The organism is Burkholderia sp. 28_3, assembly GCF_003253915.1.
Classification (GTDB): Bacteria; Pseudomonadota; Gammaproteobacteria; order Burkholderiales; family Burkholderiaceae; genus Burkholderia; species Burkholderia cenocepacia.
On record NZ_QKZF01000014.1, the window covers coordinates 51,073 to 64,425 of the forward strand.

The following is a 13,353-nucleotide window of genomic DNA, read 5'->3' on the forward strand; positions in this document are numbered from 1 at the left end:
CGATCGAACCCGCGTGTCGATCAGGAAGCGCGCCGTTCAGCCCGCCGTCACCACCCGCACGAACGCCTGCGCGAGCACCGTCGGCTCCGCCGGCAGCACCAGCGCGCATACCGACTTCGCGTCTTCATCGGAAATCGGCACGAACACGACGCCGTCGATCCCGACGCTCGCCATCCGCGCCGGCACGATCGCCACGCCCCGGCCGGCCGCGACGAGATTCAGCATCGACGTCTTCGGCGACACGATCCGCGCGGCCACCGGCACGAAGCCCCGCTTCAGGCACAGATCGATGACGACGCGCGCGAGGCCGCCCCGCTCGCGATACACGGCCGACACGAACGGCTCCCGCCGCAACCGCGCGATCGCGATGCGCTCGCGGCCCGCGAGCGCGTGATCGGCAGGCACCGCCGCGCACAGGCGCTCGGCCGCCAGTTCGACGAAGCGCACGCGTGCATCGCGCCGCAGCACCGGCAGCCGAACGATCCCGATATCGGCATGGCCGTTCGCGATTTCGGTCACCTGATCCTCGGACGACGCGCGGTCGAGATCGATCCGCGCGCCCGGACAATCCCGCATGAAGCGGTCGAGATCCGGCATCAGGCTGCTGACGGGCACGGTACTGGAATGCAGCAGCCGCAGCACGCCGGCTTCCCCGCGCGACAATTGCGAGCCTTCGTCGGCAGCCGCCGTCAGCGTGGCCGGGATCGACGCCACGCGTTCGCGGTAGATCGCGCCGGCCGGCGTGAGCCGCACGCCCCTTGGTTCGCGGTCGAACAGCACGAAACCGAGTTCGTCCTCGAGCTGGCCGATCTGCCGGCTGAGCGCCGACTGCGCGACATGAAGCGCGCCCGCGGCCGGCGTGAAGCCGCCGAGGTCCGCCACGGTCAGGAAATACTGGATTTGCCGGAGTGATGGCATGCCGAAACGAGATGGATGAACGCCAGATTCGATATTTGCGTTATACCGGCGTGCTCCGCAGAATGAAAGCCTTCCGTGCCGGAATCACCGTTGCGGCCATCCTTGCGGAGCGTTCATCGTCGTGGCTACCCTCCTGTCTTACCTGCTGGTCGTGGCGGCCGGCATCAGCGTGGCGTTGCAGCAGGTGCTCAACGCGAACCTGCGTGCGCAGATCGGCTCACCGTGGTGGGCCGGCTCGGTCAGCTATCTCGTCGGCCTCGCCGCGATGCTGGCGGTCGCGTTGCTGTCGCCTCATCCGCGCCTGAGCGGCACGTTTTCCGGGGCGGGGTCGTGGTTCAGCTGGACGGGGGGAGTGTTCGGCGCGGTATTCGTCGGCGTCGCGATCCTGATGGTGCCGCGCCTGGGCGCGGCGACGACGCTCGCGCTGATCGTCGTCGGCCAGATGACCGGCGCGCTCGTGTTCGACCACTTCGGCATACTGGGCATCCAGCAGCATTCGGCGAGCCCGATCCGCGTCGCGGGCGCGGCGTGCCTCATCCTCGGGGTCGTGCTGATCCGCGCTTGACAGCGCGTGCGTGCGTTCCCGATCCGCCGGCCACGCACGCGCTCGCCGCGACGCTCACGCGTAGTTCATCATCACCGACTTGCTTTCCGTGTACTGGTCGATCACCGCGCGACCGAGTTCGCGGCCGAAGCCCGACTGCTTCATCCCGCCGAACGGCAGCGCGTTGTCGAGCAGCGAGTGGCAGTTGACCCACACGGTGCCCGCGGCAATACGCGGGACCAGCTTGTGGATCGCGGACAGATCGTTCGACCAGATGCTCGCGCCGAGGCCGTACGGCGTGTCGTTCGCGAGCTGCACGGCCGTATCGACGTCGTCGAACGGCATCGCGACGAGCACCGGCCCGAAGATCTCCTCGCGCACCACGCGCATCGCCTGCGTCGTATCCACCAGCACCGTCGGTTCGACGAAGAAGCCGGGGCCGTCGATCGCGCGGCCGCCCGCAGCGGCACGCGCGCCCTCGCCGAACCCCGAGTCGATGTAACCGCACACGCGCTCGCGCTGCTTCGCCGAGACGAGCGGGCCGATCTGCGTTGCCGGGTCCATCCCCGGGCCGATCTTCAGGCTCGCGGCGATCTTCGCGACGCGCTCGATCACGCCGTCGAACACCTTCGAATGGATGTAGGCGCGCGAGCCGGCCGTGCACACCTGCCCCTGGTTGAAGAAGATCGCGTTCGCGACGCCCTGGGCGGCCTTGTCGAGATCGACGTCGGGCAGCACGATCACCGGTGACTTGCCGCCGAGTTCCAGCGACATCCGCGTCATGTTGTCGAGCGCCGCGTGGCCGATCGTCTTGCCCGTCTGCGTCGATCCGGTGAACGCGATCTTGTCGATGCGCGGATCGCGCGACAACGCGGCGCCCGCCGTGTGACCGTAGCCGGTGACGATATTGACGACACCGTCCGGAAACCCGGCCGCCTGGATCAGCTCGCCCAGCCGCAGCGCGCTCAACGGCGTATCCTCGGCAGGCTTCAGCACGACGGTGCAGCCGGTCGCGAGCGCCGGCGCGATTTTCCACGCGGCCATCAGCAGCGGGAAATTCCACGGGATGATCGCGCCGACCACGCCCACGGGTTCCTTTCTCGTATAGGCGAAGATCTCGCTGTCCGGCAGGTACGGCATGCCGGCATCGATCACGCTGCCTTCGATCTTCGTCGCCCAGCCGGCCATGTAACGGAAGCACTGCGCGGCCATCGCGACGTCGAGCCCCTGCGCGACCATCACCGGCTTGCCGTTGTCGAGCGATTCGATCTCGGCCAGCTCGCGCGCGTTGGCTTCGATCAGGTCGGCCAGCACGAGCATCAGGCGCTCGCGGTCGGTGGTCTTCGCGGTGCGCCACGGGCCCGCATCGAAGGCGCGGCGCGCGGCGGCGACCGCCTGCTGCACGTCGCGCTCGTCCGCTTCGGGCACGCGCGCAATCACGGTGCCGTCGGCCGGGTTCACCACATCGAGCTGGCGGCCCGACGCGGCATCGCTCCATTCGGCGCCGATCAGCATCTGCTTCGGCTTCGCGAGAAACGCGCGCGTCGCGTCGAGCAGCGCAAAGGTTTCGTTCGTCTCCATGTTCACGTTTCCTTGATTCGTTGAGTGAGTCGGTCAGTAGCGATCCGTAACGCCGTCGATGCCGCGCGCCTGCAACGCGCGGACGAGACCGGCGCGCTCGGTCGCGACGTCGGACAGCGCGGGGCGGCGGTGCGCGGCGACTTCCGCGGCCGTATAAGGCTTGAAGTCGCGCGGCAGTGCATCGCGGTTCATCGTCGTGAGCACCCAGTTCAGCACGTCGGCCAGCTCCCGATCCGACAGCGCCGAGTTCGACGCGCCGGGCACGCGCATCACGTACTCGCGCCCGGCCGGCACATGCGTGAAATAGCCGAGCGAATTCGCGAGCGGCGGCACCTTGCCGGGAATGCCGCCGCCCGTCGCCGTGTGGCAGCCCATGCAGTTGAGCACCCAGTGTTGCCGGGCGAGCACGGCGTCGGCCGCACCGTCGGCCCGCGCGGACGTGGCAAACGCGCACGCCGACGCGCCCGCCAGCAGCAGCCAGCCCGACACGCGACGCGCCACGCTGCCCAGCCGCGACGCCACCGCGCAGCACGTGCGCCGCGCCGGCGAGCACGCGCCGCTCACAGGCCGAGCCCCTTGATCACCACCGCGCGCTGCGCATGCACGGCCGCGCCGTCCATCGGCTTCGCGCGCGCCGCCCGGATATCGGCCGCAGTGAACGGTTTCGCATCGCCGTGCTGCGCATCGAGGTCGAACACGACGTAATTGAGCAAGTGCGCGATGTCGTCGTCGCTCGCGCTCGCGAACGACGGCATCTTGAAGTTGTAGCGCTTGTCGTGCACCTCGATCTCGCCGAACATCCCGTGCAGCAGCGTCGCGATCAGTTGAGCACGCCCGGCTTCCACCGTCGCGTACTTGCCCGGATACTCGGTCAGCGGCGGCGCGAGGCCGTCCTGCCCTTTCCCGCCCGCCTGGTGGCACACCGCGCACTGCGCGTCGAACAGGCCTTTCCCGGCCGGGTAACGCACGGTTTCCTGTGCGTTGCCCGCGCCGGGCAACGCGAAGGCCGTCGCGGCCGTCATGCATGCAACGATGCGCTTTCCTGCTTGCTTCACTTTCATTGCTTCGCCGCTCCCAGCAGAACCGAAACCGAACAGTGGTAATTCGAGTTACCGTTCGCCATGCACCAGTTGATGTCGTTGTTCAGCGACAGCTTGTACAGCGGCTTCTCGCGCTCGTTGCGGTTGCAGAAGCACTTGCCGCACGAGGTCTTGCCGCAGCAGTCGTTGTACGACACGATGTAGTCCGACCCGTCGTGCGGGTTGCGACAGGTGCCGATCCACGTGATCGGCGAAGGCGTCGTGCCCGGCGGGCAACTGCTCGACGTGCCGCCGCAGCAGCTGCAGAGCCAGCCGTCGATCGCGCAGTATTTCCAGTAGTCGCAGCTCATCGGATCGTCGCTCGCACCCGCGGCGGCGGCGCCGGATGCGCCCGACGGACCCGACGCCGCATCGGCCGCATACGCGGTGCGATCGACGGGCAGCAACGGCAGCAGCGCCGAACCGACCAGCACCTTGCCGAGCCTTGCCATCGCGCTGCGCCGCGAACTGTGCTGCGCGACGCCGCGCGCCGACCGCTCGAACCATGAATCAAACACGCCCATGTCGTCGTTCTCCAATGACGTTGAAAAAGGTTCGGCCGGTCATGCGTGCTGCGCGTGCGCATCGTGGCTGTGATCGCCGTGCACGAACTGCTGCAGCGACGCGACGCCGCGCTCCTTCGCCTCGAACAGGCTCTCCAGGTGCTCGCGCGTGTTGACGAGCCCCTTCGCGCGCACGGTGCCGGTTTCGTCGAGCAGCACCGCGTACGGCAGCTTGCCGATCTGGTACGCGAGGCCGAGCTCCTGCGACAGCACGTACGGGAAGCGCCCGAGGTCGTGCTTTCGCGCGAAGCGCGTGTGTTCGTCGGCATCGCCGTCGCTCGCGAGCACGATGTTCACGGGCGTCGCTTCGCTGGCCTGCAGCGACGGCAGCAGCGGCAGCAGCTTCTTGCAGACGGGGCACGTCGGCGACAGGAAGAACAGCAGCGTGGCCTTGCCCGAGGCGTCGATGCCGCCGACCTTCACGTGCGCGCCGCGAATGTCGGTCAGTTCGAACGTCGGCGCGATCGCGCCGACGGCCGGCCCCTTGTCGATCATCAGCGCGCCGGCCGGCATGATGCGTTCGTACAGGATGCCGATCTGGCGCACCAGCGCGAGGCAGATCGCGCCGAGCGCGAGGACGGCCACCCACAGCAGGGCGGTGGAAACGGTGAGAGCGGTTTGCATCATGAATTCCTCAGGTGGGAAAGGCGCGGCACGTTGGCGAGCAGCACGTCGACGGTGAGCAGCGCGCAGACGATCAGCAGCACGGAGAAGAACAGCGTCAGGTAGTCGAACCACACGACGGCGCGCGTGCCCGGCTCGACGAACGCGGTCGCGGCCAGCGCGACGAGCAGCAGCACGCGGCCGACATGCAGCCAGCCGATGCCGCGCGGTGCGTCCGCACGGGCGGTGGTGAAGCCAAAACAGCCGCAGTCGATGTCGGTGTGGCCGCGCAGCAGGTTGATCGCGAGCCCGGCCGCGAACGCCACGAGCAGCGCGATCAGGCCGATCGCGCCGGCCGTGCGCGTGTCGGGAAACAGCAGCGCCGCGGCGCCGAGCGCTTCCGCGAGCGGAAGCGCGAACGCGACGGGCGCGGTCAGCGCGTCGGGCAGCAGCCGGTAGCCGGCGAGTGCCTGGCGAAATGCGGCGGGCCGGCGCATCTTCGCGAAGGCGCCGAGCAGCACCACGACGGCCGCGCCGGCCTGCGCGCTGGTGGCGAGTACGGGATCGAGGGTCATCGCGGCCTCACGGGTTGACGAGCAGCGACGACGTGTTGCCGATCTGCTTCTCGACGTGCTGCAGCGCGCCGGTACGCGCATCCATCACGACGAGATCGGAGGTCGCCGTCAGCCCGTAGAACAGCGGCTTGTCGTCCTCGCTGACCTGGATCGACACGAGCGGCTCGACCTTCTGCTGCGTGAGATCCCAGCGCGCGACGCGCTGCTTCGACTTCAGGTCGTACACCCACACCTGCGTGCCGGGATCCTTGTGCGACCCGTCGGTGCCCTTGTGCATCAGCACGTAGTAACGGTTCTGCTTCGCCTGCACGGCCGTCTGCTGCATGCCGCCCGGCCGCCAGCCTTCGGCGCGCTCGGCGTCCGTCAGCAGCGACCACGGCTTGCCGAATGCCGGCTTGTCGCCGCTGAAATCGGCGCTGCGCACGTTGCCGCCGTAGGTGGTGAACAGGTAGTCGCCCTTGTACCGCGACGCGTTCACGAACGCCGGATCCTTGTCGACGTCGATGAACGCGTCCGACATCGTGCGCTTCGCCTCCTTGCCGTTCGCGTCGAGCGTGACGGTCAGCGCCTTGCCGCTTTCGCACAGCGCGGTGAAGCGGTCGTTATCGCCCGGATACGCGAGCACGCATGCGGCCGTGTCGATCTCCGACAGCACCTTCTTCGATACGGCGTCGATCACGGTCACCGAGGCGGCCGGCGTGATGTTCGCGACGTACAACCGCTTGCCGTCGGCGCTGAACGCGGTGTTGTACGGCGACGGCACGTGCTGCGCATGCTTCGCCGGAATCACGATCTCGCCCGCATGATCGAGCGTCGTGTTGTCGATGATTTCGACGACGTCGGTGCGCGTGCTGTGCGAGCCGCGCGAGAAGTAGGTCGTCGCGACGACACTCGCTTTGCGGTCGGGCGCGATCGCGAAGCCGGGACCGAAGCCGCCGTCGATCTGGCCGAGCAGCTTCTTCGCGTCGGCGTCGTAGACGTAGATGCGCCCGTCCGTCATCGACGGCATCGAGATGTCGACGATATAGATCTCGTGCGGATGCCACGGCGGCATCTTCTGCACGACCAGTTCCTCGGGTTTTTCCGTCGCGTTCGCGCTGCCGGCCCATGCCGCCGCCAACGCCAGCGTCGCCGCGAGCGCCGCGGTTCGTCGCCTTGTCCTCATGCCGCCTCCAGTGGGAATTCACGTTATGTGGGGCGACTGTAGTTCGACAATAAATGCCGTCAGCACCCGGACCGGCAACGTGTGCGTGCCGATTCGGGATATTGGAAATGCGTGTGAAAGCCGCGCGGCCGCGTGCCTTCCGACCCTCTGAAACACCCGCGCGGAATAGCGCTCGCCCTGATTGCGCCGACCGCTCGGTCGGTTTAATCTTGCGCGGTCCGAACGATCGCCGGAGGCACCGTGCTCGTGTTACATCAGAGGTTCGACGACGCAGACCGGCATGCCGAGGCGCTGCGCGGCTGGAACCAGCGTTACGACCAGATCGGTTCCGGCGCGTATCGCAGCGCGGTCAAACACGCGGTGCTCGACGGCGTGCAGCTGTTCCAGGAAACGGCAAACGTGCGCATCATCCAGCGCGGATGTCTGCCACACGGCCATACGGTGTTCGGGATGCCGCTCACCGGCTCGGGCGCCTTCGCGTTCGGCGGCGCGCGCGTCGAGCGCGGCACGATCGTGATGGCGCGTGGCGGCACACCGTTCGAACTCCATTCACCGGACGAGATGTCGCTGATCGGGGTGGTCGTCCACCCCGAACTGATGCAGCAGATCGAAGATGCCGCCGACGTCCGGCTGGACGCACGCACGCTGCGGCACGGCGTCGTGGAGGTGCCGGTCGCCGCGCGCGAACGTGCGAGCATGCAACTCGCGACGCTGCTCGAGCGCGTGCTGTCGGCGCCCGATACGTTCGACGCGGCACGCGCGCAGTGCGCGATCCGCGCCGAGGTCGGCAATGTGCTGGTCGATCTCCTCACGTACCGGATGCCCGAGCCGCCGAACCGGCTCACGCACGCATGCCACGCCGACATCGTGCGCCGCGTGCATGACTACGTGATCGAGCACCCGGAAGCGCCCGTCGACATCCTGAGCCTGTGCACGCAACTGCGCGTCAGCCGGCGCACGATGCAGAACAGCTTCCAGTCGGTCGTGCAGACGGGCCCGCTCAACTACACACGCTCGCTGCGCCTCGCGCAAGTCCGACGCCTGCTGCTCGACACGCGGCAATCCGACCTGCCGATCAGCGAGGCGGCCGCACGCTGGGGCTTCATTCATCTCGGGCATTTCGCGAAAGCGTACAAGGCCCAGTTCGGCGAACTGCCGTCGGCAACGGCGCGCCGCACGATGCGCGACGCAAAAACGCGCTGAGCACCGGCAAAACCCGCGATAATCCCGGCTTGACCGTTCTGCGCCTGCGAACCGGGCGCGGCCCGCGCCGGCTCGCTCGGCGCGTCGCGCGATACGCGACGACCACCGGATTCGATCCCCTGCCCCGATGCCCGAGGATTTCCATTTCCTGCTGCTGCCCGGCTTTTCCGCGCTCGGCTTCATGTCCGCGGTCGAGCCGCTGCGCGTCGCGAACCGCTTTCGCACCGAACTGTATCGCTGGCACGTGATCAGCGCGGACGGCGCGCCCGTCACCGCGAGCAACGGCATTCCGGTCGCCGCCGAGGCCGCGTGCGCGGACGTCCCGCAGGTCGATACGGTGTTCGTCGTCGCGGGCTTCGATCCGCTCGTGTGCTACACGCGCACGCTCGGCGACTGGCTGCGCCGCCAGCACCGGCATGGTGCAACGCTCGGCGGCATCGATACGGGCAGCTTCGTGCTCGCGGAAGCCGGGCTGTTCGACGCGTCGCAGCCGCTCACGCTGCACTGGGAAGCGCTGGCCGCATTCCGCGAGCGCTATCCCGGCCTGAATGCGACGCAGGAGCTGTTCGAGATCGACGACCGGCGCATCACCTGTGCGGGCGGCACCGCGTCGATCGACATGATGCTCGACCTGATCGGTCGCCGGCACGGCGCCGACCTCGCGGCGGCGATCTCCGAGCAGTTCGTCGTGAGCCGCATCCGGCAACGCTCGGACAGCCAGCGGCTCGAGATCGCCGCGCGCTACGGCGTGCACAACCGCAAGCTGATCCAGGTGATCGGCACGATGCAGCGGCACATGGACAACCCGCTCGGCTCCGACGCGCTCGCGCGGGAAGTCTCGATCACGCGGCGCCAGCTCGAGCGGCTGTTCAGCGCGACGCTGAACGACACGCCGACGCACTTCTACCTGAACCTGCGTCTCGATCGCGCCCGCGAACTGCTGCAGCAGACCGACATGAGCATCACGTCGGTGTGCGTCGCGTGCGGCTTCGAATCGCCGTCGCATTTTTCGCGTACCTATCGCGCGCGATTCGGGATGAGCCCGCGCAGCGACCGGCGGGCGACACGCTGATCGTCGCAGCTTTTAATCACAATCCGGCGCGGTATTGCGCGTTCCGGCAGCGTTTCCCGCCGCCCGCTGAACAATACCGGCGATTGATCGACCGACCGAAGCGATCGTCGAAAATAATTTGGAATGTCGCTGAAAATATTCTGTAACATACCAAAAAAAGTTAGATAGGCAGCCTAACGGACCGGCACGCCGCGTCTCGACGCGCATCGCGCCACGCAGGCTGCCAACCGATATCGATCCGATCCGAGGGGTATGACATGACGATGCTCGCTTCGCCGTCGCCGCACCTGCCTGCCGTTCGCATCCCTTCACGCGCGTCCCCCGCTTCGCCTGCCCGCTTCTTTTCGACCTGACATTTAGGTTTCCTTAGTCAGTCGAGACTCTCCACACCGCTTCGCCGCACCGGTTCCATCGAACCGGCGCGCGGGCCGTGTCGTGCCTGTTCGCCACGAGCGTGCGGGCGTGTCCAACCGTTGAGATGAGGATCACGTATGCAGACATCACGCAAAGCATTGCCGTTCGCCCTGGGTCTCGCGCTCGGTTTCGGCATCGTCGGCGGCACCGTGGCCGATACGAAAGTATCGAACCCGCAGGCCGCGAGCCTGCGCGAAAGCCTGACGCGCGGCGTCGCGCCGCCGGCCGCGAAGGCCGACACGGCCGCCGGGCAATTCCGCGCGGACGGCGTCGCCGTCACGCTGTACAACCCGGCCTACCGCGCCAGGAAGGCCGCCGCGACGCCTGCCGCCACCGCACGCGACTTCGTCGCGTCGCAGGCGGCGCAACTCGGGCTCGACGCGGCCGCGCTCGCGAGCCTCGTCGTCACGTCGGAACGCAACGACGCCGACTTCACCGTCGTGCGCCTGCAGCAGCAAGCCGCCGGATTGCCCGTGTACGGCAGCGAGATCGCGGTGACCGTCGCGAAGGACGGCCGCATCCTGTACGTCGCGAGCAACACGATCAACGGCGTGGTCGCGACGACGCGCAAGTCGCAGGCCGTCGACCAGCAGCAGGCGCTCGACCGCGCCCGTGCGTATCTCGGCGTGAGCGGCTTCACGCATCTCGATGCGCAACTCGTCGCGTTCGTCGACAAGGCCGGCACGCATACCGCGTGGAAGGTGCGCGGCCGCCCGCAGGACGGCCCGAAGGGCGATTGGGAACTGCTGATCGATTCGGGCAGCGGCGAAGTGCTGCGCGCCGAGGACAAGGCGTTCTACGCGACCGACGGCACCGGCTTCGTGTTCCGCCCCGATCCGCTGTCGCCGACGAAAAGCAGCTACGGCAGCACGGGCTACAAGGACGGCAACGACGCCGACTCGACGCAACTCACGGCCGCCCGCGTGCGCGTGACGCTGAAGGATCTCGCGCAGTCGGGCACCCGCTACACGCTGACGGGCCCGTACGCGGCGTGCGTCGATTTCGATGCGCCGCTCGACAAGGCGTGCCCGTCGCAGTCGACGCCCGCGTTCGAATTCACGCGCGGCAACCTGTATTTCGAGGCCGTGAACGTGTACTACCACATCGACACGTTCCTGCGCTACGTGAACCAGACCCTCGGCATCAAGGCGTTGCCGTACCAGTACACGGGCGGCGTGCAGTACGACCCGCACGGCGAATCGGGCGACGACAACTCGTCGTATTCGTCGAGCAGCGGCCGGCTGACCTTCGGGCAAGGCGGCGTCGACGACGCGGAAGACGCGGACGTCGTGATCCACGAGCTCGGCCACGGTATCCACGACTGGATCACCAACGGCGGCCTGTCGCAACAGGAAGGCTTGTCGGAAGGCACCGGCGACTATCTCGCCGCCGCGTACAGCCGCGACTTCAACCAGTGGAGCCCGTCGGATGCGCAGTATCACTGGGTCTACAACTGGGACGGCCACAACGAGTTCTGGGGCGGCCGCGTGACCAACTGGAACGTCGGGCGCACCTATGCGCAGGCGCGCGGCGCGGAGATCCACACGGCCGGCCAGTACTGGGCGTCGTGCAACCTCGTCGCGCGCGACGCGATCGGCGCGCAGGCGATGGACAAGGCGTTCCTGAAGGGGCTGTCGATGACCAACGGCTCGACCAACCAGAAGGCCGCCGCGCAGGCCGTGCTGACGGCCGCGTCCGCGCTCGGCTACAGCAGCGCGCAGCTCACCGCGATCGGCAACGCGTACAACAAGAGCTGCACGTACGGCGTGACCGTCCCGCAGAAGTCGTAATACCGCAGCAGGCGGGAGCGCCTCGCACGATCTGCGGCGCGTTCCCTTCATCGACATCGCCATCCTCACGAGATCGACCATGCCCACTCTTAAACCGACCCGCCTGAGCGCCGCGCTGGGCGGCATGCTGCTGACCGCCGCCGCGCACGCGACACCCGTCTGGATCACGCTCGGCGACACCGCGTTCCGCCAGCTTCAACGCATCGATGCAAGCGCAACCACGCAATACAGCACGACAGTCGACGTCGGCAAGGCGGCCGACGGCGCCGCGCGTCGCGAGACCGTTCACGTCGTCGAGATCGACGATTCCCGCCTCGGCGAACTGGCCCGCGCCGTCCAGCGCACGCGCGGCCACGGGCCCGGCTACGTCGTGCACGATTCGTTCGACGACGCACGCCAGGCGCTGCAACCATTGCCGGCGACGCTCGCGAAACAGGCCACCGCCGCGTACACGGTGTCGAACGTGCCGCAGATCGGTACGTGGGTCCAGCAACTGCAGGCCAGCAACCTCGTCGGCACGATCACGTCGCTGTCCGGCTTCACGAACCGCTACTACACGACGTCGCACGGCGTCGCCGCGTCCGACTGGCTCGCGCTGCAGTGGAAGCAGCTGGCGGGGGCGCGCGCCGACATCACCGTCGAACAGGTCGCGCACACGGGCTTTCCGCAGAAATCCGTGATCCTGACGATCCGCGGCAGCGACCCGGCCGCGGGCACCGTCGTGCTCGGCGGCCACCTCGATTCGACCGTGGGCCGCACGACGGAGAACACGCGCTCGCCCGGCGCGGACGACGATGCGTCGGGCATCGCCAGCCTGACCGAGGCGCTGCGCGTGCTGCTCGCGAACAACTACCGGCCGAAACGGACGATCAAGTTCGTCGGGTATGCGGCCGAGGAAGCCGGGTTGCTCGGTTCGAAGGCGATCGCGAAGCAGTTCCGCACGCAGAATGCGAACGTGGTCGGCGTGCTGCAGCTCGACATGACGAACTACAAGGGCGATCCGAAGGATATCTACCTGATCACCGACTACACGAACGCGGCGCAGAACACCTACGTGAAGAACCTCGCGGCGACCTACCTGCCGGAGCTCGCGGTCGGCACGTCGCAATGCGGCTATGCGTGCTCGGATCACGCGTCGTGGAATGCGCAGGGGTATCCGGCGTCATTCCCGTTCGAGGCCGACCAGAACGACAGCCCGTACATTCACACGGTGAACGACACGCTGGAGAACTCGGATCGCCAGGCCAACCATGCGCTGAAGTTCGGCAAGCTGGCGCTCGCGTACGCGGTCGATCTCGGCGGCCTTGCCGGCGCGACGGTCAAGCGCTGAGCGCTCTTCATCGAGCGGTTGTCGCGTTCGGCGACGAAACGGGCGTTCACCCGCACGGGTGCGCCCGTTCGAATACGTTGTCTCCGGCCGGCTAGAATCGTCGTTCGACCACTCGCTACACGCTTTCGCACCATGACCGAATCCAACCGCTCCCTCGACGACCTGTCGCCCGCCCGCGTCACGACCGCATTCGACTTGCCCGGCCATACGACCGTCCGCTCGCTCGGCGTCGCCCAGGGCATCGTCGTGCGCTCGCGCTCGATCGTCGGTTCGTTCGGCGCGTCGCTGCAAACGATCTTCGGCGGCAACATCACGCTCTATACGTCGCTGTGCGAAAAGGCGCGCGAGCAGGCGTTCGACAAGATGCTCGCCGAGGCGCGCAAGCTCGGCGCGAATGCGATCGTCGCGATGCGCTACGACTCGACCGAGATCGGCTCGGGCGTAACCGAAGTCATCTGCTACGGCACGGCCGTGCAGGTCGCACGCGCCGCCGGCGCCTGACCGTCCGCCGCGACG

At 67.8% G+C, this 13,353-nt stretch carries 14 protein-coding genes; 6 read left to right on the forward strand and 8 right to left on the reverse strand.

Features of this window, described 5'->3' with window-relative positions; translation table 11 throughout:
• Positions 1-36 precede the first annotated feature (36 nt).
• Positions 37-918 carry a LysR family transcriptional regulator gene (locus tag DFS13_RS25580; RefSeq protein ID WP_111442253.1) on the reverse strand — a complete coding sequence of 294 codons (882 nt, stop codon included), beginning with the start codon at positions 916-918 and terminating at the stop codon, positions 37-39.
• Positions 919-1,039: 121 nt separating this feature from the next.
• Here DFS13_RS25580 and DFS13_RS25585 point away from each other — a divergent pair, with 121 nt between their 5' ends.
• A complete protein-coding gene (locus DFS13_RS25585; protein ID WP_006484755.1) occupies positions 1,040-1,483 on the forward strand; it encodes a DMT family transporter in 444 nt (147 codons plus the stop codon).
• Positions 1,484-1,537: 54 nt separating this feature from the next.
• On the opposite strand, the gene DFS13_RS25590 is transcribed toward DFS13_RS25585, so the two are convergent.
• Genes DFS13_RS25590 through DFS13_RS25620 form a run of 7 tightly spaced genes read right to left on the reverse strand, consistent with a single transcriptional unit; the run spans position 1,538 to position 7,028 of the window.
• On the reverse strand, positions 1,538-3,043 hold the full coding sequence (locus DFS13_RS25590; protein WP_006484740.1) for an aldehyde dehydrogenase family protein: 1,506 nt from the start codon (positions 3,041-3,043) through the stop codon (positions 1,538-1,540).
• Positions 3,044-3,076: 33 nt separating this feature from the next.
• Positions 3,077-3,565: a cytochrome c gene (locus tag DFS13_RS25595; RefSeq protein WP_111442279.1), complete on the reverse strand. Its 489-nt coding sequence runs from the start codon at positions 3,563-3,565 to the stop codon at positions 3,077-3,079.
• A gap of 38 nt (positions 3,566-3,603) precedes the next feature.
• Positions 3,604-4,104, reverse strand: a complete 501-nt coding sequence (locus tag DFS13_RS25600) for a cytochrome c (RefSeq protein ID WP_006483796.1) — start codon at positions 4,102-4,104, stop codon at positions 3,604-3,606.
• Positions 4,101-4,646, reverse strand: coding sequence for a methylamine dehydrogenase light chain (locus DFS13_RS25605; RefSeq protein ID WP_006483798.1), 546 nt, complete (start codon positions 4,644-4,646; stop codon positions 4,101-4,103). The genes DFS13_RS25600 and DFS13_RS25605 overlap by 4 nt, the downstream gene beginning before the upstream one ends.
• Before the next feature lie 39 nt (positions 4,647-4,685).
• Positions 4,686-5,312 carry a methylamine dehydrogenase accessory protein MauD gene (gene mauD, locus DFS13_RS25610; RefSeq protein ID WP_034178328.1) on the reverse strand — a complete coding sequence of 209 codons (627 nt, stop codon included), beginning with the start codon at positions 5,310-5,312 and terminating at the stop codon, positions 4,686-4,688.
• Entirely contained in the window at positions 5,309-5,863 is a 555-nt protein-coding gene (locus DFS13_RS25615) for a MauE/DoxX family redox-associated membrane protein (RefSeq protein WP_111442254.1), read from the reverse strand. Before DFS13_RS25615 ends, mauD begins: the two co-directional genes overlap by 4 nt.
• Positions 5,864-5,870: 7 nt before the next feature.
• Positions 5,871-7,028, reverse strand: a complete 1,158-nt coding sequence (locus DFS13_RS25620) for an amine dehydrogenase large subunit (protein WP_111442255.1) — start codon at positions 7,026-7,028, stop codon at positions 5,871-5,873.
• A 240-nt stretch (positions 7,029-7,268) separates the two neighbouring features.
• Between DFS13_RS25620 and DFS13_RS25625 the strand changes: the two genes are divergently transcribed.
• The 5 genes from DFS13_RS25625 to DFS13_RS25645 all read left to right on the forward strand — a co-directional run bounded on the left by DFS13_RS25625 (position 7,269) and on the right by DFS13_RS25645 (position 13,338).
• Entirely contained in the window at positions 7,269-8,231 is a 963-nt protein-coding gene (locus tag DFS13_RS25625; protein WP_006483804.1) for a helix-turn-helix domain-containing protein, read from the forward strand.
• A 127-nt stretch (positions 8,232-8,358) separates the two neighbouring features.
• The gene (locus DFS13_RS25630) at positions 8,359-9,303 is read left to right on the forward strand and encodes a GlxA family transcriptional regulator (protein ID WP_006483802.1); all 945 of its coding nucleotides are present in this window, start codon (positions 8,359-8,361) and stop codon (positions 9,301-9,303) included.
• 491 nt (positions 9,304-9,794) lie between these two features.
• Positions 9,795-11,507, forward strand: coding sequence for a M36 family metallopeptidase (locus DFS13_RS25635; protein ID WP_048985100.1), 1,713 nt, complete (start codon positions 9,795-9,797; stop codon positions 11,505-11,507).
• Between the two features lie 79 nt (positions 11,508-11,586).
• A complete protein-coding gene (locus DFS13_RS25640; RefSeq protein ID WP_111442256.1) occupies positions 11,587-12,837 on the forward strand; it encodes a M20/M25/M40 family metallo-hydrolase in 1,251 nt (416 codons plus the stop codon).
• Between the two features lie 132 nt (positions 12,838-12,969).
• Positions 12,970-13,338 (forward strand): YbjQ family protein, encoded by a 369-nt coding sequence (locus DFS13_RS25645; RefSeq protein ID WP_048985103.1) that lies wholly within the window; start codon positions 12,970-12,972, stop codon positions 13,336-13,338.
• The last annotated feature ends 15 nt before the right edge of the window (positions 13,339-13,353 follow it).